This window comes from Labedaea rhizosphaerae (assembly GCF_004362825.1).
GTDB lineage: Bacteria > Actinomycetota > Actinomycetes > Mycobacteriales > Pseudonocardiaceae > Labedaea > Labedaea rhizosphaerae.
This window is the reverse complement of sequence record NZ_SNXZ01000001.1, coordinates 1-21592: the sequence shown is the minus strand read 5'-3', so window position 1 is coordinate 21592 and position 21592 is coordinate 1. Positions and strand designations below refer to the sequence as shown.

The window sequence follows — 21592 nt, the reverse complement described above, 5'->3', positions numbered from 1 at the left end:
CAGGCGTGTCAACTCAGTGGAACGAGTGCTCCGGGGCCGGGAACTCGCGGCCCCGGACCTCGGCGGCGAACTCCGACGCCGCGGTCAGCATGACGTCCGCGACGTTCGCGTAGCGCTTCACGAAACGGGGCGACTTGCCCCGCCGCAGCCCCATCATGTCCTGCCAGACCAGCACCTGGCCGTCGCAGTCGGGGCCGGCGCCGATGCCGACGGTGGGGATGCGCAGCTCGTGGGTCACGCGCTTGGCCACCTCGGCGGGCACCATCTCCATCACCACGGCGAACGCGCCGGCTTCCTGCAGGGCGATCGCGTCCTCGACCACGTCGTCGCCCGCGTCGCCGCGGCCCTGGACGCGGTAGCCGCCGAGGTTGTGCTCGCTCTGCGGCGTGAAGCCGATGTGGCCCATCACGGGCACGCCCGCGCGGGTCAGGGCCTGCACGTGTGGCGCGAAGTGCTTGCCGCCCTCCAGCTTGACCGCGTGGCAGCGGCCTTCCTTCATGAACCGCACCGCGGTCGCCAGGGCCTGCTCCGGCGAGAGCTGGTACGAGCCGAACGGCAGGTCGCCGACGACCAGCGCGCGCTTGACCGAACGGGTCACCGCGCGCACCAGCGGCAGCAGCTCGTCCACCGTCACCGGCAGCGAGGTGTCGTAGCCGAACACGTTGTTCGACGCGGAGTCGCCGACCAGCAGCACCGGGATGCCGGCCTCGTCGAACAGTTCGGCGGTGTACATGTCATAGGTCGTGAGCATCGGCCAGGGTTCGCCGCGCTCCTTGAGCTCCAGCAGGTGCGGGATGCGGACCCGCTTCACCGGCTTGGCGGCCTGCGCCGGTCCCGTGCCGTACGGGGCGGCTACTTCCCCAGCGGAAGTCGAAGGCTCTGCAGACATCGTTGTCGACCGTCCTTCCCTCGAGGCCCGTCGTCGGGTCCCCGGGTCGTGCGGATGGTTGCCCCACCAGCGTGACACCGGACGGTCGAGTCCCGACAGTGCGTGTCGGCAGGCTCACACGGTCGTGGGATCAGCCCTCGGGGATCAGCGCGGCCGCGTGGACGTCCATCAGTGGCCTGAGCTGCGCATACGGCACCGAGACGACGGTCATGGAGCAGGCCATCGGGTAGCCGAAGGAGTACGGGGCGATCAGGAACTGCATGCCGTCCCCGGCGTACATGACCTGCACGGTGTTGTCGCGCAGGTACTCGGGTTCCAGCGGGGTGCGCGGCTGGTCCTCGCCCTCGCAGAAGCCCTGGGGCGCGTTGTCGGTGAGCAGGGCGTCCAGGGCGGCCGCGCCGTCCGATGAGGAGGCCGCCTTGGGGAACGCGTTCGCCGCGGTCACCTGCTTGCCCGTGGTGAGGTCGACCGTGAGGCCCACCGCCTGGTAGCCACCGTGGTTGCCGAACGCGTCGCCCGCGTCCTCGATGGTCAGGTCGTAGCGGGCGGACACCATCTGGTCGGTCTGCGCGACGATGTGGGCCTCGCTGGTGGCCGACGGCGTGCCGGTCGGGGGGACCAGGCCGCCCGCTGCGAGGCCCTGCTTGGTGTAGGCGATCCAGTCGTCGACCGGCTTGGCCAGCACCTGGTCGACCTTCGCGGCGACGGCCTTGTCGGCGATGCCGGTGACGTGCACGACCTGGCCGTTGAACCGGAAGGTCGGGAAGGTCTCGGCGCGGTTCTGCACCGACGCGCTGACCTGGGCCGCCGGGGGAGCGGTGGGCTCGTCGGCCGAGGAGTTGTGCACCACGACCACCGCCGTCGTCGTGACCGCCGCGACAGCGAGCACACCGATCGCGACCTTCGCGGCGATGGCTGTGGTGGCCGTGGCCGCGCCACCGCCCGCGGTGACGCCGACACCGGTGGTGGCCACGGCACTGCTCGCCGCGCCTGCGACACCACCCCCGACACCACCCCCGACACCACCCGCGACGCCACTCGCGGTGGCCGCGCCGCCGACGGCACTGCCCACCCCTGCGGTGCCGGCTCCCGCGCCCGCCGACCCGGCCGCCACGGCACTGGTCGCAACCCCACCGGCACCCGCGCCCGAAACCCCGGCCACACCGGCGATCCCGGCCAACGGGGTGAGTGACAACAGCGTCGCGGCCTTGCCGGCCAGGCGTTCCCAGCCGCGGCTCTCCCAATCGGGGCCGTAACCGTTGGCGGCCAACGACTCCAGTTGCGCGACGAACTCCGCGGCCGTCGGCGGTCGCTCGGCCGGGGACTTGGCCATGCCACGCAGGATCAACGGGCGCAACGGCTCCGGTACCGCGTCGGCCGGGATCGGCGCGTGCTCGTGCTGCGCGCGCAGGTCATCGCCGGCGAACGGTGGATGTCCTGCGACACAACGGAAGAACACGCACGTCGCCGCGTACACGTCGGTGGCGGGTGTCGCGGGCGCCTGCGACCACTGCTCGGGCGCCATGTAGTTCGGTGTGCCCACCGGCGCGCCGGACTGCCCGGCCAGCACGGCGATGCCGAAGTCCACGAGCTTGCTCTGCCGGTTCGGCTGCACCAAGACGTTGCCCGGCTTGTAATCCCGGTGCACGGTCCCCGCTTGGTGCGCGGCCGACAACCCGAGCAGCGAGCCCTTCAGCACCGTCAGCGCGGACTCCGGGCTCATCGCGCCATCGGCCAGCAGCGCGGCGAGCGGCACGCCGGGGACGGCTTCCATCACGATCGCGGCGCCGTCCGGCTGTTCGACGAACGCGTACAACCGCGCGACGTGCGGGCTCACGACGTGGCGCAGGATCCCGGCCTCGTGCCGGAACCACGCGCGTGCCGTCGGATTCTGGTCGTACAAGTACTTGACCGCGAAGACCGCGCCGGAACTGTCCTCGCGGGCCAGCACCACCCGGCCGAACGCGCCCGCGCCGAGCGGGCTCACCTCCGTGAAACCCGCCAGCCTCATGGGCGATCAGGCTACTGCTTGCCTTCGCGCCAGGCGTTGGTAATCGGCAAACGCCGGTCGCGGCCGAACGCCTTGAAGGAAATCTTCGTGCCCGGCGGGTATTGCCGGCGCTTGTACTCCGCCCGGTCGACCATTCGCAGCACCTTGTCGATGAGCTCGGGCTCGAAACCGGCACGCACCAGGTCGTCGTAACCGCGATCGCCCTCGACGTAGTCGTCGAGCACACGGTCGAGCAACTCGTAGTCCGGCAACGAATCCGTGTCGAGCTGACCCGGCCGCAATTCCGCCGACGGTGGCTTGGTGATCGACGCTTCCGGGATCGGCGGGGTCTCGCCGAGCTTTTCCGCTTCCGCGTTGCGCCAGCGCGCCAGGTTCCACACCAGCGTCTTCGGCACGTCCTTGATCGGCGCGAAACCGCCGACCGCGTCGCCGTAGATCGTGGAATAGCCGACCGCCAGCTCGGTCTTGTTGCCGGTCGCGAGCACGAGGTGGCCGAACTGGTTCGACAGGCCCATCAACGTCACGCCACGGCAGCGGGCTTGCACGTTCTCCTCGGCGAGCCCGGTCAAGCCGAGCTGGTTGACGAAGGCGTCGACCATGCCCGCGATCGGCTGCACCTCGTAGTGGCACCCGGTGCGCTCGGCCAGCTCCGCCGCGTCGGACTTCGAGTGCTCCGACGAGTACGACGAAGGCAGCGATACGCCGTAGACCGCGTCCGGGCCGAGCGCGTCCACCGCGAGCGCCGCGGTCACCGCCGAGTCGATGCCGCCGGACAAGCCGAGCACGACCGAGGAGAAACCGTTCTTGTGCACGTAGTCGCGCAGCCCGGTCACCAGCGCCGACCACACCTCGGCCTCGTCGGGCAGCGGCTCGACGACGCCGGGGGAGTGTTCCGGCTCGAACGCGGGCACCGGCTCGTCGCTGAGCACCACGCGGCGCACGGCGAACCCGTCGACCTCGCCATCGGCGCGGGCTGCGCCGCCGGGAAGGTCGAGGTCGATCAGCATCAGGTGCTCGACGAACTGCGGGGCGCGGGCGAGCAGCGTGCCGTCCGCGGCGACCACCATGGAATCGCCATCGAAGACGAGGTCGTCCTGCGCGCCGACCATGTTCACGTAGACGAGCGGCGCGCCGCCCTCCTGCGCGCGCCGGGCGACCAGCGGCAGGCGCTGGTCGTCCTTCTTGCGTTCGTAGGGCGAGGCGTTCGGCGCGACGATCAGGTCGACGCCGGCCTGGCCGAGCGCGGCGACCGGGCCGCCCGCCTGCCAGATGTCCTCGCAGATGACCATGCCGACCTCGAGCCCGTGCACGCGCACGACGTCGAGGCTTTGGCCCGCGATGAAGTAGCGGCGCTCGTCGAAGACGCCGTAGTTCGGCAGGTGGTGCTTGTGCTGGCGGGCCACGACCGCGCCCTGGTGCAGCACGGCGGCCGAGTCGCGCGGGCCCATGCTGTCGCGGTCGAGGTAGCCGACGAACGCGGCGATGTCGCCGCACCCGGCGTCGGCGAGCCGGACCGCGAGCGACTCCAGCGCTTGCTGGGACGCGCGCGCGAACGACTCGCGCAGCGCGAGGTCCTCGACGGGGTAACCGGTGAGGTGCATCTCCGGGAAGACGACGACGTGCGCGCCCTGCTGGACCGCCTTGCGGGTCCAGTCGACGACGGCTCCGGCGTTGCCCTCCAGGTCACCGACGCACGAGTTGACCTGGGCGAGTGCGATGCGCAACTGCGGCATGGCGCCATTCTCCCTCAAGTTTTCGCCGCCGAGGCGAAAAGTGACCGAAGTCTAAAGGGACAGGTTCTCATCCACACGCCCGCGCCGCCGAGTCGCGGCGCGAGCGGGGGACACACCCGACGTGAGTGTGGGACACGCCCGGTCGGAGTGGGGGACACACCCGGTCCGACCGGGGGACACGCCCGGCGGGAGTGTGGGACACACCCGGTCGGAACGGGGGACACACCCGGCGGGAGTGGGGGACACGCCCGCAGGGCTGCTACTTCTTGACCTTTTTCACCATGGCGCGCACCTTCTGCAGGGCCTGCTCGGCGTCGGAGTCGAACGGGTTGTCGTGCACGAGGTAGGTCCAGGTCGACGACGGCTTGCGCAGGCCCGAGGCGTCCAGGTCCACCGTGCCGCCCTCGCCCACCTCGATCTCCTTGAACGTCTCCACCGCCGCGTCGGCGACGTCCGCGCGGATCTGCTTGAACGCCGGGATGCAGGCCCGGTGGAACTCGTCGATCGGGGTTTCCTTGGCCAGCGCGCGCAAGTGGATGGTCTCGCGCACGTCGGCGACGAACTCCAGGTGCTCGGTCCAGCGCTTGTCCAGGTGCCGCAGGACGATCTGGCGCGCGACCGCCTTCACCGCGTCCTCGCCGGCCGCCTTGACCAGCTCCTTGTAGCGCTTGGCGGCGCGTTCCTCCAACAACTCCGCCGCCGCGTCGCCGGTCAGGACCTCGTCGCGGTACTCCAGCAGGATCTCGCGCTGCTTCTCGATCAGCCGCGTGTAGCGCCACGTGTTGCGGTGGATCTCCAGGTTCACGCCCTCGGCCACGCGCTGGGCGTGGTCGACATAGCGCTGCGACGTGGCGTCGGTGAGCCTGCCCTCGTCGTCCGGCTCGTCGCCGGGCTCGGCCTCGGGCGCGTACTGGGCCACGATGTCGTCGGCCAGGCTCGCGAACACCACCGAGCCGCCGGGGTCGCCCTGGCGTCCGGCGCGGCCACGCAACTGGTCGTCGAGGCGGCTGCTCGGGTAGTGGCCGGTGGCCAGGACGTACAAGCCACCCAGTTCGGCCACCTCCTCGTGGCTGCCGTTGCTGCCGCCCAGGCGGATGTCGGTGCCGCGCCCGGCCATCTGCGTGGACACGGTGACCGCGCCCTTCGCCCCGGCCTCACGCACGATCGCCGCTTCCTCGGCGTCGTTGCGCGCGTTGAGCACCACGCACTCGACGTCGGCCTTGGCCAGCAGTTTGGCCAGCCGCTCGGACTCGGCGACGTCGAGGGTGCCGACCAGGATCGGCTGGCCGGTCTTGTGCTTCTCGACGATCAGCTCGACGATCGCCGCTTCCTTGCTCTCGAAGTCGACGTAGACGCGGTCTTCCTCGTCCTCGCGCACGCACTCCTTGTCGGGCGGGACCACCGCGACCTCGAGCTCGTAGAACTCCCGCAGCGTCTCGGCCACCGCGACCGCGGTGCCGGTCATCCCGCACACGCGCTGGTAGCGGCCGATCATCGACTGCACGGTGATCGAGTCGAGCACCTGGCCGCGTTCGCTGGCCGCGACGCCCTCCTTGGCCTCGACGGCCGCCTGCAGCCCGTCAGGCCAGCGCTGCAGCAACGCGATGCGCCCACGCGAGGAGTTGATCAACGCGACCTTGCCGTCGCGCACGATGTAGTCGACGTCGCGGGTGAGCAGGGCGTGCGCGTGCAGCGCCACGTTCACCGCGGCCAGGCGGTCGCTGTGCTCCTCGGTGTAGAGGTCCACGCCTTCGCCGAGCGAACGCTCCACGATCCGGGCGCCGGCCTGGGTCAGCCAGGCGTTGCGGCCGTCCTCGTCCTGCTCGTAGTGCGCACCCGGGCGCAGGCCCGCGACGATCTTCGCGACCTCGGGGTCGCCGGGGTCGGTCTCGGTCGAGCCCGCCATCACCAGCGGCACCCGCGCCTCGTCGACGAGCACCGAGTCGGCCTCGTCGACCAGGGCCACGTCGGGCGCGCGCTGGGCCCGGTCGTCGACGTTGGTGACCAGGCGGTCGCGCAGCACGTCGAAGCCGACCTCGCTGACCGCGCCGTAGGTGACGTCCTTGCCGTAGGCCTCTTTGCGCTCCTCGTGGGTGCTGTTCTGCGACACCCAGCCCACGCTCACGCCGAGCAGGTCGTAGACCGGGCCCATCCACTCGGCGTCGCGGCGGGCCAGGTAGTCGTTGACCGACAGCACGTGCACGTGCCGGCCGGCCAGCGCGTACCCGGCGGCGGCCAGGGCACCGGAGAGCGTCTTGCCCTCACCGGTGGCCATCTCCACGACGTGGCCCGCGAGCAGGCCCATGGTGCCGAGCAGCTGGACGTCGTGGGCGCGCTCGTCCAGCGCGCGCCGCCCGGCCTCGCGGCCGACCGCGCACAGCTCGACGAGGTCCCCGTCGTCGAACGGGCCCTTGTCCTTCTTGGTCTCCGCACGCGCCTTGTCCCGCAGCGCGGCGGCGGCCTCGGTCAGCTCCTCGTCGGTCAGCTCACGCAGCTTGTCCTCACGCCACTCGACCTCCTTGAGCAGGTCGGAATAGCGGCTGAGATCCACTGTTCCGGGACGGGCGAGAAATCGCCGCACCCTGGTGCGCAAACGGCCGGCGAGTGCCACGCCGACCACCTCCTTGTTATCGCCACGCGTGTCGCGGGGACGACGTTACGGGTCGTGGGGTTCATCAACCAACGCAAGGGCCAACGTTGGTGCCCAAGGGTTGAGTTCCGTGTGAGGCGGGCGGGATTTTCCCGTTTCCCGTCGACGCCGGTGAACCCACTCGGCCGTACCGGCCCGTGGCCTGCGAGGATCGCTTTGTGCGGATGCGTGCGGGGATCATTCTTGTCGGTCTGGTGCTCGTCGCCGGTTGTTCGACCGTGGTCACGGGGACGCCGACGGCGGGCAAGGTGCAGCGATCGGGTCCGGCGGGAGCCGTGCCCGCGGGGCTGGAGCAGTTCTACTCCCAGGCGCTGGTCTGGTCGGGCTGCCCGCAGTTCGCCACCGACGACGAGAGCCGCCAGGCGTTCGCGGGCCGGGGTCTGCAGTGCGCCACCATGCGCGTCCCGCTGGACTACGCCAAGCCCGACGGTCCCGCCGCGACCATCGGCCTGCTGCGCCGCCCCGCCGACGACCAGCAGCACAAGGTCGGCTCGCTGGTGATCAACCCGGGCGGGCCGGGGGCGTCCGGCATGTCGGCCGCGGCCGGGCTCTACTCCAGCGACTCGAAGGCCGAGGTGTTCAAGCGCTTCGACCTCGTCGGCTTCGACCCGCGCGGGGTCGGGGTCAGCTCGCCGAAGGTGCACTGCCTGACCGACCAGGAGACCGACCGGCAACGGCTCGAGCCGCCGACCACGGATGTGGCGAAGATCGAGGCGGAGAACAAGGACTACGCCGCCAAGTGCACCCAGCGCACCGGCGCGGACGTGCTCGCCACCGTGGGCACCCGCGACGTCGCGCGGGACATGGACGTCATGCGGTCGGTGCTCGGCGACCAGAAGCTGACCTACCTCGGCTTCTCCTACGGCACCCGGATCGGCACCGAGTACGCCCAGCAGTTCCCGCAGTCGGTGCGGGCCATGGTGCTCGACGGCGCGGTCGACCCCGACGCCGATCAGCTCGACGAGCAGATCGGCCAGGCCAAGGGCTTCGACGGCGCGATCAAGGACTTCATCAAGTGGTGCGTCGCGCGCGCCGACTGCGCGCTCGGGCACGACGCCGGTGCCGCGCAGACCAAGCTGGAACAGCTGGTGAACCCGCTCAAGACGCGCCCGGTCGCGGTCGGCGACCGGCAGCTGTCCTTCTCCGACGCGGCCACCGGGATCATCCAGGCGATGTACTCCAACCAGCTCTGGGAGCCGTTGAACACCGGGCTGACGGAGCTCGCGCAGGGGCAGGGCCGGGTGCTGATGATCCTCGCCGACGCCTACCTCGGGCGCGGGCAGGACGGGCACTACTCGAACCTGCAGGACGCGTTCACCGCGATCAACTGCGTGGACCAGCCACAGCTCAAGGACCGCGCCGAGGTGCAGAAGGAGACCGAGCAGCTCGCGGAGGCGGCGAAGGGCACGTTCCTCGACGAGGCGCAGCCGCCGGTGCCCGCGCTGGACGTGTGCGCGTTCTGGCCGGTGCCGCCGACCAGCGTGCCGCACCGGCCCGCGGTGACCGGGCTGGCGCCGGTGCTGGTCATCTCGACCACGGGCGACCCGGCCACGCCGTACCAGTCGGGGGTCGACCTCGCGGACGCGTTGCACGGCGGGCTGTTGACGTTCCAGGGCACCCAGCACACCGCGTTCCTGCAGGGCAACGAGTGCGTGGACGACGCCGCGTCGAGCTACCTGATCGACCTCAAGATGCCCGCCGAAGGCACCCGCTGCTCATAGCGCCGTTTGCCCGCGCCGGCAACCGCCTGTCCACACCCCGCCCTTCGCGACCGCGGGTTGTCCACAGATTGCCGAGCGCTCCGCCGAAACCGCCCTGACCTCGATAAACTGGCGCACTTCGGCCCCAAGAAGTCCCCTGGGTGGGCGGGGGCTGGGGATGGCCTCGCGCACGGCGGCGAAATTTTGCGGTCGGCTGGTGCCTTGTCAGCCCGTGCTTTGGGGGCTGCGCGTACGCACGAGCAGAGCAAGCGCGGCGCCCACCAGGCAGATCACGGCGGTGATCGCGAAGACGCCGCGGTACTGGGTGAGCAGCGCGTCGAACAGGGCGTTCTTGTACGGCACGAGCCGCGCGTTGAACTGCTTCTCGGTCTCGCCCAGTTGCGGCAGCGGCATCAGGAGGTTCGCCGTCAGGGCGTGGAAGCGGTGCAGGCCCCACGCGGTCACCGACGCCACGCCGACGAGCATCCCGGTCATCCGGGCGACCACCACGCCCGCGGACGCGACCCCGTGCTGCCGGGCCGGGGTCACCTTCAGCACCGACGACGACAGCGGCGCGATCACCAGGCCGAGCCCGAGACCGGTCAGGACGAGGTCGGTGTCCAGGCGCGGCAAGGAGATCGGGCCCAGCGCGTGCCGGGCGACCAGCGGGTCCACCGGCCAGCCGGACATCAGCCAGAACCCGATCGCGGCGAGCAGCATCCCGGCCACGGTGATCCAGCGTTCGCCGAACCGGCTCGCGAGCCAGCCGCCGGCCACCGCGCCGATCGGCAACGCGACCAGGAAACGCACCAGCAGCAGCACGCTGCCCTGGTCGTTGCGGCCGAGCAGGGTCTGGCCGAACAGGTCCACGTCGACGAGCGTGATCATCAGCGCGGCACCCGCGGTGACGCTCACGCCGAGCGCGGCGAGGAACGTGCCCATCCGCACGCTCGCCGGGTCGATCAACTTCGTGGGCGCACGCCACTCCCACAGCAGGAACGCCACCAGCGCGACCGCCGCGCCGATCAGCACCGGAACGCCCCACGGCGGCAACACGGCGTGCTCGGGATCGGGGTTGTAGAGCCCGACCACGGCCAGGCCCAGCACGATGGCGAGCAGCACGCCGCCCACGACGTCGATCCTGGTGCGTTCGGTCGTCGGCGACCGGCGCGGCGCACTGAGCTGCACGGCGACCATGGCCAGCAACGCCAGCGGCACGTTCACCCAGAACACCCCGCGCCAGCCGGCGATCGCGGCGATCGCGATCCCGTACAGCGGCCCGAGCACGCTGCCCATCTCCTGGGCGGCGCCGACGAACCCGAGCACGGTCGAGCGGCGCTGCTCGGCCCACAGGTCGGCGACCATCGCCAGCGTCACCGGCAGCAGCGCACCACTGGCCACGCCTTGCACGACCCGGCCGGTGACCAGCGACGGCATGGTCCCCGAGATGGCCGTGAGCACCGAGCCGACGATGAACAACGCCAGGCAGACCTGGAGCAGGAGCTTGCGGCCGAACCGGTCGGAGGCCTGCCCGAGCAACGGCATCGCGGCCACGTAGCCGAGCAGGTACCCGGTGACGACGGGGGTGACGCGTTGCAGGTCGTTCACCGGGACCTGCATCGCGTCCATGATCTGCTTGATGACGCTGAGCACCACGTAGGTGTCCAGCGCCCCGAGCAGCACCGCGAGCCCGGCGGCGCCGATGGCCAGCCGCCGCCGCGCGGTGTGCGGCTCGAGCGTGGTCACCACGGCCATCAGGCGGGCTTGGTGATCGTCACCGGCTTGTTGATGTCGGACAAGGTGATCTCGACGGTCGGCGCTCCCGCACCCGGCTTGTCCGCGGGCAGCTGGATCCACGCGCGCACCGGCTGCTTGTTGTCCTCACGGACCCAGACCTTCACGTCGACGTCCTGCTGCACCGGCACGATCGCCGACACCGCGTCCTTGGGCGCCTTGCCCGCGACCCGGAACGTCTGGGTGCCGTTGATCTCCTCACGGGCCTCGGTCTTCGGCTGCGTGATCGACGTGAGCACCTTCGCGATGCCGCGGTTCGGGTCGAGGATCGCGCTGGGGTCGTAGATGTTGGTGATGCCGTTCATCTTCTGGAACCCGCCGGTGACGCCCTTGACGTAGAACTCGCCGCCGACGAGCACGAACTGGACCTCGAGCAGCTGGCCGAACTCCTGCAGCTTGGCCGAGCCCTGCGCGGTGCCCTCCTTGGTCAGGTCGCCCTGGGCGCCCTGGATCGGGATGCCCGGGATCGTGCCGTTGATGACCAGCTGGAAGTGCGCGCTGGTGATGGCCTTGCTCGCCTCGGAGCTCTGCTTGAGCAGCGCGGCGCCGTCGGGCAGCGGCCCGCTGGTGTCCGGGGACGATGTGCACCCGGCCAGCGCGAACAACGCGAGCACGACGGCGAGACCACGACGCAACGACATGCCCGGCATCGTAGGGGTCCGGCGCTGAGAGCGAGCCTCAGTTCCCCCTAAACGTCCGGCGGTAGGCCGTCGGGGCCACGCCGAGTTCGGCGCGCATGTGCTGGCGCAGCGACGCCGCGCTGCCCAGCCCGGCCGTCTCGGCCACCCGGTCGACCGGCAGGTCGGTGCTCTCCAGCAGGTGCCGCGCATGCCGGACGCGTTCGCGGATCAGCCACGCGCCGGGGGACAGGCCGGTCTCCGCGCGGAACCGCCGGGAGAACGTGCGCACGCTCATCCGTGCGTGTTCGGCCATCGCGGCGAGGTCCAGCGGCTCGCCGAGCCGGCGCAACGCCCACGCCCTGGTCGGCGCGGTGCCGTCGGAGCCGGGGTCGGGCACGGTCTGCTCGATGAACTGCGACTGCCCGCCCTCGCGCCACGGCGGCACGACGCAGTGGCGGGCGACCCGGTTGGCCACGTCGCTGCCGTGGTCGAGCCGGACCACGTGCAGGCACAGGTCCACGCCGGCGGAGAGCCCGGCCGCGGTCAGCACGTCGCCGTCGTCGACGAACAGCACGGACTCGTCGATGTGCACCTTCGGGTAGAGCGCGCGGAACTCCTCGATGTAGGCCCAGTGCGTCGTGGCGGGCCGGTCGTCGAGGATCCCGGCCGCGCCGAGCACGAACGCACCGGTGCAGATCGACATGATCCGCGCGTGCGGCGGGATGGTCGCGAGCGCCGCACGCAGGTCGTCGGGCAGTGTGCCTTCCCGGCGCGGGCCGACGATCTTCGTGCCGGGGATGATCACGCTGTCCGCGTCGGCCAGCGCCTCCGGGCCGTGGTCGGGCGTGATCCAGTAGCCGGCGGAGACGCGGTGGGGTTGCGTGGTCAAGCCGCACACCCGCACGTCGTAGAGCGGATTGCCATCGTCGTCGTGCGCCTCGCCCAGGATCTGCGGCGGGATGGCCAGGTCGTAGCCGATCACCTCGTCGAGGGCGAGCACGGCGACCTTGTGTGGGGGCATGGCCAGATTCTTACACATATTGACAATCTGGCCACTGGTTCGCCGTTCGCCGATTTAGGATGCTGTCCCGCGTGACCCAGCTCGAAGATCGCGTTCGTCCCCGGCTGCGCCTGCACCGGGCCTGGATCGTCGCCGCCGTCGGCTTCGTGACCCTGATCGGCGCCGCCGGTTTCCGCTCGGTGCCGAGCGTGCTCATCGACCCGCTGCACGCCGAGTTCGGCTGGTCGCACGCGACGATCTCGTCCGCCGTGTCGATCAACCTGGTGCTGTTCGGGCTGATCTCGCCGTTCGCGGCCGCGTTGATGGACCGCCTCGGCATCCGCCGGGTCGTGGCGGGCGCGCTGGTGCTGATCGCCGCGGGCAGCGGGCTGACGGTGTTCATGACCGCGCCGTGGCAGCTGCTGCTGTGCTGGGGCCTGCTGGTCGGCGTCGGCACCGGTTCGATGTCGATGGCGTTCGTCGCCACCATCACCGGGCGCTGGTTCGTCGCGCGCCGCGGCCTGGTCAGCGGCGTGCTGACCGCCGCGGGCGCCACCGGTCAGCTGATCTTCCTGCCGTTGGTCGCCGCGCTCGCCACGAACCACGGCTGGCGCGTGCCCGCCGTCGTGGTCGCGTGTGCCGCGGTCGCCGTGATTCCGCTGGTCCTGCTGGCCATGCGGGACTTCCCGTCGGACGTCGGCACCACGGCTTACGGCGCCGGGCCGGGCACCGACGAGGTCAAGCGCACCGCGCAGGTGGGCAGCAGCGCCGCGCGCGCCGTGCGGATCCTGCGGGAAGCCGCGCGAACGCCGACGTTCTGGCTGCTGGCCGGCGGGTTCGCGATCTGCGGTGCCACCACGGTCGGTCTGGTCGGCACCCACTTCGTGCCCGCGGCCCACGACCACGGCATGCCGACGACGGTCGCGGCGTCGCTGCTGGCGTTGATCGGCGTGTTCGACGTGGCGGGCACGATCTTCTCCGGGTACCTGACCGACCGGATCGACCCGCGCTACCTGCTGCTGACCTACTACACGCTGCGTGGCGTGGCGCTGCTGCTCCTGCCGAGCCTGCTCGCGCCGACCACCGAGCCGCCGATGTGGGCGTTCATCCTGTTCTACGGCCTGGACTGGATCGCCACCGTGCCGCCGACCGTCGCCATCTGCCGGGACCGCTTCGGCGCAGACTCGCCCATCGTGTTCGGATGGGTGTTCGCCTCGCACCAGCTCGGCGCGGCCATCGCGGCGACGGCGGCCGGGGCGTTGCGGGACGCGCAGGGCAACTACGACCTGGCCTGGGTGCTGGCGGGCGGGCTGTGCGGGATCGCGGCCGTGGCCTCGATCAGCATCCGCACCACCCGAGCCCGCGCACTGGCTAACCCGTGACCGCGCGGGTGCGGTCACGCTCCCTGCGGTAGAGCTCCACACCGGCCGCGAGGGCGAGGATCACCACGCTGATCATCGTGGCCACGCCGTCGATGGTGGTGTTGACGTTCGCGCCACGGATGTCGATGGCCAGGTCGGTGCCGAAGTAGGCGGTCGACGTCACCCCGAAGGCGGCGCCGAACGAGATGACCGAGTTCGGCCACTGCCGTGCGGTGGAATGGCCGCCGTACCGGCGCAACCAGATGTCGTACGCGAACCAGAGCACGAGCAGGACGATGATCCCGCCACCGAGCAATTCCCCGTTGGCCCTGACGACGGAGATGAGGACGCACAGGGCGGTCGCGACCACCACGGAGGCGGTCGCGATGGTCCGGCCCCGGCCTGGCAAGGAATTCACGACCACCTTGTCGTGCGCGACGGGTGATCGTTACGTCCTGGTCACCGGGTAGGGGTAGATGCCCGGCCGCTCTTCGAGGTCCTCGGATTCGAGCCGGTCGCGACAGCGACGCGAAGCCGGGCGCGGTGGCCGGTGGCGGCTCGTGTTACGTCCATGTGTCCGGCCCGCACCAGATCCTGATCACACGCCGATTCGCCATTACAGTCACGCCCATGGATCGCCAGCAAGAGTTCGTCCTGCGCACGCTCGAGGAGCGCGACATCCGGTTCGTCCGGCTGTGGTTCACCGACGTGCTGGGCTTCCTGAAGTCCGTCGCGGTCGCGCCCGCCGAGCTCGAGGGCGCGTTCAGCGAGGGCATCGGCTTCGACGGTTCGGCGATCGAGGGCTTCTCCCGGGTCTACGAGTCGGACATGGTCGCCAAGCCCGACCCGGCGACGTTCCAGGTGCTGCCGTGGGAGACGCCTGAGGGCGAGCCGTATTCGGCCCGCATGTTCTGCGACATCGCCATGCCCGACGGTGCCCCGTCGTGGGCGGACCCGCGGCACGTGCTGCGCCGCACGCTGTCGAAGGCCAGCGAGGCGGGCTTCACCTGCTACGTCCACCCGGAGATCGAGTTCTTCCTGCTCAGCGACGTGCCGCAGGACGGGACCCCGCCCACGGCCGCGGACAACGGCGGCTACTTCGACCAGGCGAGCCACGCCACGGCGACGCACTTCCGCCGCCACGCCATCGAGACGCTCGAGGCGATGGGCATCTCCGTGGAGTTCAGCCACCACGAGGGCGCGCCCGGCCAGCAGGAGATCGACCTGCGGTACGCCGACGCGCTCACCATGGCCGACAACGTGATGACGTTCCGGTACGTGATCAAGGAGGTCGCGCTCACCCAGGGCGTGCGGGCCTCCTTCATGCCCAAGCCGTTCTCCGGCCAGCCCGGTTCCGGCATGCACACGCACTTCAGCCTGTTCGAGGGCGACCGCAATGCCTTCTACGACAGCGAGGACCCGTACGAACTCTCCGGCACCGGCAAGGCGTTCGTTGCCGGGCTGCTCAAGCACGCCCGTGAGATCTCCGCGGTGACCAACCAGTGGGTCAACTCCTACAAGCGGCTGATCGTCGGCGGCGAGGCCCCGACGGCGGTGTGCTGGGGGCACGCGAACCGGTCCGCGCTGGTGCGGGTGCCGATGTACTCACCGGGCAAGGCGTCGTCGCGGCGGGTGGAGCTGCGCAGCCTCGACTCGGCGTGCAACCCGTACCTGGCCTACGCGGTCGTGCTGGCCGCCGGGCTCAAGGGCATCGCGGAAGGCTATGAGCTGCCGCCGCCGGCCGAGGACGACGTGTGGTCGCTGACCGACCGCGAGCGCCGCGCCGCCGGCTACGACAACCTGCCGCAGAACCTCGGCGAGGCGCTGGCCGAGCTGGAGAACTCGGAACTGCTCGCGGAGGCGCTCGGCGAGCACGTCTACGATTTCTTCCTGCGCAACAAGCGGGTCGAGTGGGACGGCTACCGCAGCGAGGTCACGCCGTTCGAGCTGCGCACGTTGTTGCCCGTGCTGTAAGGGAAGCGATGAGCCAGCAACCGTATGCGCCCTACCCGTCCGGCCCAGCCGGCTGGCAAGGCGCGCCGCCACCACCACCACCGCCGCCACAGCGGGCCGGGGGGCAGGACCGCGTGGATCGTGGGCCTCGCCGTCGCGCTGGCGGTCGCCGTGGTGGCGCTGGTCGTGGTGCTGGTGAGCAATGGCGGTGATCACGACTCAGCGGGACCCGACGCCACCGGTGGAACCGGCGGAACCGGTGGCAGCGCGCGGGCGGCGCGGCCCACGGCAGTGCCCAACCGACAGCCGGTCCGGCCCAAGAGCCCGTACGAACAGGTCGGCTACGACTACGTCTCGGCCGTGCAGAACAACGACCTCGACTCGGCCCGGCGCCTGGCGTGCGCGAGCTTCCGCGACCAGGTCAAGCTCGCCCCGCTGGGCTTGCACAGCCCCACCGGCGTCACCGTGGACAAGGTCGACACCTTCGAACTCGGCGGTTCGAGCGCGCTCGGCGGCACGGACGGCGAGCCGCTGGAGAAGGCGAGCGTGGGCATCCGCGTGCAGGACGGCGACAACTGGGTGCAGTGGGTCTTCGCGATCAGACCCGAAGGCGGCGCGCCTCGGGTCTGCGGCCAGTCCGTGGTCGACAACCTGGACCCGGTGCCCGACCCGACGTGAGGAGCACTGCCGTGGCGCCCCACGACGGGATCGAACGGATCGACCAGAGCCTCGAGCGCATCGCCGAGCTGGATCGCGTGCTGCACACGGTGATCACGCTCGCCGCCGAGCTGCCGGCGCCGCAAGCCGGTCCGCTGCACGGCGTTCCGGTGCTGGTGAAGGACAACATCGACACCGCGGACCTGCCGACGACGGCCGGGTCGCGCGCGCTGCCCGGGTGCGCACCCGCGGATGCGCCTGTGGTGCGCCGGCTGCGGGCGGCCGGTGCCGTCGTCGTCGGCAAGGCGAACCTGTCGGAGTGGGCCAACTTCCGGTCCTCCGAGTCCGTCGACGGCTGGTCGGCGACGGGCGGCCAGACGCTCAACCCCCTCGCGCACGGCCATTCGCCGTCCGGTTCGTCGTCGGGCTCGGCGGCCGCGGTCGCCGCCGGCCTGGTGCCGCTCGCGCTGGGCACCGAGACGATCGGCTCGATCGTCAGCCCGGCGGCGGTGTGCGGGGTGGTCGGGGTCAAACCCACGTTGGGCCTGGTCGACACCACCGGCGTCGTGCCCATCACGTCGGAGCAGGACTGCGTCGGTCCCATCACCCGCACCGTCGCCGACGCGGCCCGTGCGTTGGAAGTCCTCAGTGGACAGTCGATGTCGCTGGATCTCGACATCCTGCCCGGCAAGCGGATCGGCGTCTGGCGACTGTCTGGAGTGGACGCCGGGCTGGACGCCGCGGTGGAGAACGCCGTGCGGTTGCTGAGCGACGCCGGCGCGACCGTCGTCGAGCTCGGCCTGAACTACCAGGACGAGATCCTGGACAACGCGTTCGCCGCCATGCTCACCGAGTTCGCCGACCAGCTGCCCCGCTACCTCGCCACCCGCCCGGACGCACCGGACACCCTCGCCGACCTGATCGCGTTCAACCGCGCGGATCCGGTGGAGCTGAGCGTGTTCGGCCAGGACCTGTTCGAGAAGGCCCTCGACGCGCCACCACCGGACGACCCGGAGTACCTGCGGCGCAGGCGAACCGCGACCGGACTGGCCCGGCGCAGCATCGACGAGCCCATGACCGCCGCGAAGCTCGACGCCATCCTCGCGCCGACCGAGAACCCGGCCGATCCGCTCGGCACGCACCCGGCGCCGGAACTGGCCATCGAGTCCGCCGCGCCCGCCGCCGTCGCGGGTTACCCCGCCGTCACGGTGCCCGCCGGCCGCTCGGGAGCGCTCCCAGTGGGGGTGACGTTCTTCGGCCGGCCGCGCACCGACGCGACATTGCTGTCGATTGCGGGGGCATTCGAGCAGGCGAGGGGCGTCATAGGGGTTTGGAACTCGTGTGGGTGACCACAGCGGGCCGGTCGAGCCGTTAGGTTCTGCCCGTGCCTGAGTTGTCTTTCACGGTGTGCACGGTCGCCACCTGCGCTCGATACCCGGCGACGAGGGTGCTCGCCAAGTCGTTCGCGGCGGCCCATCCCGGGGTCCGGTTCCTGACCTTGCTGGTGGATGCCGACCCCGCCGGGTTGCCGCCGGACGTGCTGACGCCCGGCCGGATCGGGATCGGCGACGCCGAACTGGCGCGGCTGGCCCCGTCGATCACCGCTGACCAGGCGTGTTCGGTGTTCTTGCCCCGGCTGTTGCTGGCTTTGCTGTCGGCGACCGGCAAACCAGTGCTGCACCTCGGCGCGTCCGGCATGGTGCTCGGCGACCTCACCGAACCGTTCGCGCGCGCGCTCGACGAGGCCTCCCTGGTCGTGGTGCCCCGCACCCTGCGCCCGCTGCCCGACGACGAGCGGCAGCCGACCTCGGCCCAGCTGCACGCGGCCGGCGTCTACGAACCGGGGGTCCTCGCGGTGACCGAGGGCGCCGAGCCGTTCCTGCGGGAATGGGCCGACGCCGCCCTGCGCGACCCCGACCAGGCGGGTGCGTTCCTCGACGGCGCGCCGGCCATGGTCGAGCACCGCGTGCTGCGCGACCCCGGCATCGGTCTGTCCTACTGGAATGCCGCGCAACGCCCGCTGGCCGGCTCGGCCGGGGCGTTGTCCGCGTGCGGCGTGCCGTTGCGCACCGTGCACTTCGACGGCTTCGACCCGGCCCGGCCGTGGCTCTACACCGGTGACCTGCACCGGCCGCGGGTGCTGCTCTCCGAGCACCGGCTGCTCAACGGGTTGTGCGAGACCTACCGCGACGAACTGACCGCACCCGTGTCGCCGCCGCGTCACGGCCGGCGCTTCGGGGTGAGCGAGGACGGCACGGTCGTGCTGCCGTCGCTGCGCGCCCAGTTGCGCGCCGAGGGCCCGGTGCCCGACGTCGAACGCTGGTTGTGCGCGCGTTGGCAAGACGCCTTGTGGGCCGACGACCCCGAGCTGCGCCGCCGGTTCCCCGACTTCAACGGCGCCGACCGCGCCGCCTACCGCCGCTGGTGCGCGACCGAGGGCGTCGCCGACGGACGGCTGCCGCTGGCTGCGGTGCGGTACGAGGAACCGACCGAGCTGCACGACCACCTGGGCGTGGCGGTGCTCGGGTCGGGCCCGGTCGCCGAGTCGATGCGCCTGGCCGTGGCCGCGTCCGGGCTGCCGCACGCCGACCAGCCCATCTACCCGGTCGTGTTGTGCGTGGACGAACTGCTCGCGGGCGTGGACCGCTACCTGGTCGCGGTGCGCACCGAGCCGGAGCCGGGCAGCCGCGCCGACGAGGTGTGGACCCCGGCTCAGCTGCCGTTCCCGCTCGACGACCCGGGGGAGCGCGACGACCGCGACCGGCTCGGCGCGCGTGAGCGCCTCGGGCTCGGCGACGAAACCGTCTTCGTCGCGTTGCTCGACCACGCGGCCGGCGCCGACGGCGGGGCGGTCACCCTCGTGCAGGCGTTCGGCGAGGCCTTCGCCGACCGGACCGACGCGCGCCTGGTCGTGCACGCGACCCCCGCGCCCGACCCCGATTCCGCCGAACGCACCCGGCTCGCCGCCGCCGACGACCCGCGCGTGCGCCTGGTCGACGGCCCACCCGACACCGACGCCGTGCTCGCCGCCGACTGGCTGGTGTGTTGGCAACGGGACGAAAGCCCAGGTAGCGGCGCGGTGCTGCTCGACCTCGCGGCGGCGGCCGTGCGCGGCGTGCCAGTGATCGTGCGGGCCGACGGTGTCGCCGCCGGCCTGCTCGGCAGCGACAGCGCCGTGGTCGCGCGGGAGGGCGAACTGCCCGACGTGCTGCGTGAGCTGGTCGGCGACCACGGCGCGGCGGCGAAGCTCGGCGGGGCGGTGCGGGACCGGGTGCTGGCCGCGTTCAGCCCGGTCGCCGCGGGTGAGGTGTTGCGTGGGCGGGTCGAGCGCGCCTACCGCGCGTGGCGCAAACGGCACGCCGCCGATGAACCGGAGCCCGAGCGCGACCCGTTGCAGCCGCTGCGGGCGGCCCGGCACGCGTTGCTGCGGGAGCCCGACGTAGCTGTCGGGCACAAGATCCCGATGGCTCCCGCGCTGCGCAAGGCCGTGTTGCGCGTGCTCAACCACTACGACGCGCACCTGCGCACGGTGTTGCACACGATGCTCGACGGCGTCGAGCGCACCGCGGCCGAGCTGGCGGTCAACCAGAAGTCCACAGTGGATCTCGAGGCGTTGCGCACCGAGCTCGACCAGTCCGAACGCGTGCAGGCCGGCGAGGACGCCGTGCTGCGGTTGCGGGCCGACCTGGTCGCCCACGACCGCAACCTGACGGCGTTGACCACGGCGATCGCCGACGAAGCGGCCGCCCGGCACGCCGAACTGGCGGCGGTGTCCGAACGGGTGGACCAGCTGACGGCGTCGCTGGCGGCGACGACGTCGCGGATCGACGCGGTCGAGCAGGGCGTGAGCGCGCGGTTCGCCGAACGGGACGCGCACACGGCCGGCCAGCTCCGGTCGGCGACGCAGGCCCTTCAAGCCACGGACGCGTTGCGGCGGGTCGTCGTACGAGCGCACGAGCGGACCGCGGAACTCGAGGGTGAGCTCGACGAGATCGGCACGCCGACCGCGCTCGTGCTCTGCGACGCGGGCCTGATCCGGTTGCCCGCCGAGGACTCGATGATGCTGCCGGTGCTGTCCAGCAACGGCGTGTGGGAACCCGCGCTCGCCGAGCTCATCGACTCGCTGATCGAACCGGAGGGCGTGTTCCTCGACGTGGGCGCGTACGTGGGCTACCACTGCCTGCGGGTGCTCTCCCGGCTCGGCACGAGCGGGGCCGTGGTGGCCGTCGAACCGGACCCGGTCGCGGCGAACCTGGTGCGGCACAACGTGTCCGCGAACGTCTCGGCCGCCGTGGCGGACCGGCTGGCGGTGGTGCGTGCGGCCGCGTGGGACAGCGAGACCCCGTTGGCGACCGCGCCCGCGCTGGGTGGCGGGGTCACCGTGTCGGCCGCTCCGGAAGATGTGACGACCACCTCATCGAGTGAATCCGGTCCGAGGGCGGTCCGGCTGGACCGCGAGCTCGAGTCGTCCGGGGTGCTGCGGGGGCTGCCGCTGTCGGTCGTGAAGGTCGATGTGCCGGGGCGCGCGGACCGGGCGTTCGGCGGGCTCGTGCGGTTGCTGCGGCGGGACCGCCCGCACGTGCTGTGCACCTTCGCGGGGCCGCTGAGCAGCGAGATCGGCGGGACGCCGGATGCGCCGGACGCGGTTCTGGGCGAGGTCGGGCGGCTCGGTTACGAGGTCGTCCCGGTGGGTTCGCCTGCGGTCGTGGAGGTCGCCGACGCGGTCGCCGGCGTGCGATCCGGGGAGCTCTCCACTTTGTGGCTGCGACCGCGTACAGGCCGCTGACCAGCCGATTTGACTTCGTGATCGCCACCCCGCTAACTTTCTCCTCGTCGCACGGAGCGCCGGACGGAACAGGACGCAAGAGCCTGGCGAGGACGGCACGAAGACCGGAAATCGCACAGTGTTAAGCTGGACGGACCGAGCTTCACTCGGGCCCCAGCGGTTGACACCGCGAACCGGACCGAGTAACGTAGAGCGGCGCTGCCAAGAGGATCTCGATCCCCAAGGTTGACCCCCGGTGAAACACCGGAATCGACAGGGTGTAGGGTTCTTCCCAGCAGAACAAAGCAAGACCTTGAAGCAATTCAAGCCTCCCGGAACGACTACTAATCAGTGGTAAAGCCGGTTGCGCGTGTGTTGTTTGAGAACTCAACAGTGTGCCGATAAACTTAAGCCAGTAGAGCTTATGTATGAAACCCCCTGTCAGGGGTTTCCTTTGAG

Annotated in this window: 14 protein-coding genes; 6 read left to right on the top strand and 8 right to left on the bottom strand. The window is 71.3% G+C overall.

All coding sequences use genetic code 11. From position 1 onward, the window contains the following. Positions 1–13 precede the first annotated feature (13 nt). From panB to secA2, 4 genes are all read right to left on the bottom strand, one after another. Positions 14–889 (bottom strand): 3-methyl-2-oxobutanoate hydroxymethyltransferase, encoded by an 876-nt coding sequence (panB, locus tag EV186_RS00065; protein ID WP_133847049.1) that lies wholly within the window; start codon positions 887–889, stop codon positions 14–16. A 130-nt stretch (positions 890–1019) separates the two neighbouring features. Then, on the bottom strand, positions 1020–2900 hold the full coding sequence (locus EV186_RS39310; RefSeq protein ID WP_208115436.1) for a serine/threonine-protein kinase: 1881 nt from the start codon (positions 2898–2900) through the stop codon (positions 1020–1022). Positions 2901–2911: 11 nt separating this feature from the next. Continuing rightward, on the bottom strand, positions 2912–4633 hold the full coding sequence (locus EV186_RS00055; RefSeq protein ID WP_133847048.1) for an NAD+ synthase: 1722 nt from the start codon (positions 4631–4633) through the stop codon (positions 2912–2914). A 259-nt stretch (positions 4634–4892) separates the two neighbouring features. After that, complete coding sequence (gene secA2, locus EV186_RS00050) at positions 4893–7244, bottom strand: accessory Sec system translocase SecA2 (protein ID WP_133847047.1); 2352 nt, start codon at positions 7242–7244, stop codon at positions 4893–4895. A 203-nt stretch (positions 7245–7447) separates the two neighbouring features. On the opposite strand from secA2, the gene EV186_RS00045 reads away from it, so the two are divergent. Then, complete coding sequence (locus EV186_RS00045) at positions 7448–9004, top strand: alpha/beta hydrolase (RefSeq protein WP_133847046.1); 1557 nt, start codon at positions 7448–7450, stop codon at positions 9002–9004. A 204-nt stretch (positions 9005–9208) separates the two neighbouring features. Here the strand turns inward: EV186_RS00045 and EV186_RS00040 are convergent, their stop codons facing one another. From EV186_RS00040 to EV186_RS00030, 3 genes are read right to left on the bottom strand one after another with little or no spacing between them, the layout of a single operon-like run. After that, positions 9209–10738, bottom strand: coding sequence for an MFS transporter (locus EV186_RS00040; protein WP_133847045.1), 1530 nt, complete (start codon positions 10736–10738; stop codon positions 9209–9211). Continuing rightward, positions 10738–11418, bottom strand: a complete 681-nt coding sequence (locus EV186_RS00035) for an LppX_LprAFG lipoprotein (protein ID WP_133847044.1) — start codon at positions 11416–11418, stop codon at positions 10738–10740. The genes EV186_RS00040 and EV186_RS00035 overlap by 1 nt, the downstream gene beginning before the upstream one ends. A gap of 37 nt (positions 11419–11455) precedes the next feature. Further along, positions 11456–12418, bottom strand: coding sequence for a GlxA family transcriptional regulator (locus EV186_RS00030; protein WP_243753734.1), 963 nt, complete (start codon positions 12416–12418; stop codon positions 11456–11458). A gap of 59 nt (positions 12419–12477) precedes the next feature. Here EV186_RS00030 and EV186_RS00025 point away from each other — a divergent pair, with 59 nt between their 5' ends. Beyond that, positions 12478–13779: an MFS transporter gene (locus EV186_RS00025; protein WP_133847042.1), complete on the top strand. Its 1302-nt coding sequence runs from the start codon at positions 12478–12480 to the stop codon at positions 13777–13779. Here EV186_RS00025 and EV186_RS00020 read toward each other — a convergent pair. Beyond that, entirely contained in the window at positions 13769–14176 is a 408-nt protein-coding gene (locus EV186_RS00020) for a hypothetical protein (RefSeq protein WP_133847041.1), read from the bottom strand. The two genes, EV186_RS00025 and EV186_RS00020, sit on opposite strands and share 11 nt — an antisense overlap. A gap of 212 nt (positions 14177–14388) precedes the next feature. On the opposite strand from EV186_RS00020, the gene EV186_RS00015 reads away from it, so the two are divergent. From EV186_RS00015 to EV186_RS00005, 4 genes are all read left to right on the top strand, one after another. Then, entirely contained in the window at positions 14389–15732 is a 1344-nt protein-coding gene (locus EV186_RS00015) for a glutamine synthetase family protein (RefSeq protein WP_133847040.1), read from the top strand. A gap of 120 nt (positions 15733–15852) precedes the next feature. Beyond that, positions 15853–16389 (top strand): hypothetical protein, encoded by a 537-nt coding sequence (locus EV186_RS38665; RefSeq protein WP_166658964.1) that lies wholly within the window; start codon positions 15853–15855, stop codon positions 16387–16389. Positions 16390–16400: 11 nt separating this feature from the next. Next, a complete protein-coding gene (locus EV186_RS00010) occupies positions 16401–17717 on the top strand; it encodes an amidase family protein (RefSeq protein ID WP_166658963.1) in 1317 nt (438 codons plus the stop codon). A 35-nt stretch (positions 17718–17752) separates the two neighbouring features. Further along, complete coding sequence (locus tag EV186_RS00005) at positions 17753–21154, top strand: FkbM family methyltransferase (protein ID WP_133847038.1); 3402 nt, start codon at positions 17753–17755, stop codon at positions 21152–21154. Positions 21155–21592: the final 438 nt, after the last annotated feature.

What these genes read in the sequence shown, in the direction of transcription:
- panB (WP_133847049.1), bottom strand. Translation starts at nt 889, where the DNA reads ATGTCTGCAGAGCCTTCGACTTCCGCTGGGGAAGTAGCCGCCCCGTAC.
- EV186_RS39310 (WP_208115436.1), bottom strand. Translation starts at nt 2,900, where the DNA reads ATGAGGCTGGCGGGTTTCACGGAGGTGAGCCCGCTCGGCGCGGGCGCG.
- EV186_RS00055 (WP_133847048.1), bottom strand. Translation starts at nt 4,633, where the DNA reads ATGCCGCAGTTGCGCATCGCACTCGCCCAGGTCAACTCGTGCGTCGGT.
- EV186_RS00045 (WP_133847046.1), top strand. Translation starts at nt 7,448, where the DNA reads ATGCGTGCGGGGATCATTCTTGTCGGTCTGGTGCTCGTCGCCGGTTGT.
- EV186_RS00040 (WP_133847045.1), bottom strand. Translation starts at nt 10,738, where the DNA reads ATGGCCGTGGTGACCACGCTCGAGCCGCACACCGCGCGGCGGCGGCTG.
- EV186_RS00035 (WP_133847044.1), bottom strand. Translation starts at nt 11,418, where the DNA reads ATGTCGTTGCGTCGTGGTCTCGCCGTCGTGCTCGCGTTGTTCGCGCTG.
- EV186_RS00030 (WP_243753734.1), bottom strand. Translation starts at nt 12,418, where the DNA reads ATGCCCCCACACAAGGTCGCCGTGCTCGCCCTCGACGAGGTGATCGGC.
- EV186_RS00025 (WP_133847042.1), top strand. Translation starts at nt 12,478, where the DNA reads ATGCTGTCCCGCGTGACCCAGCTCGAAGATCGCGTTCGTCCCCGGCTG.
- EV186_RS00015 (WP_133847040.1), top strand. Translation starts at nt 14,389, where the DNA reads ATGGATCGCCAGCAAGAGTTCGTCCTGCGCACGCTCGAGGAGCGCGAC.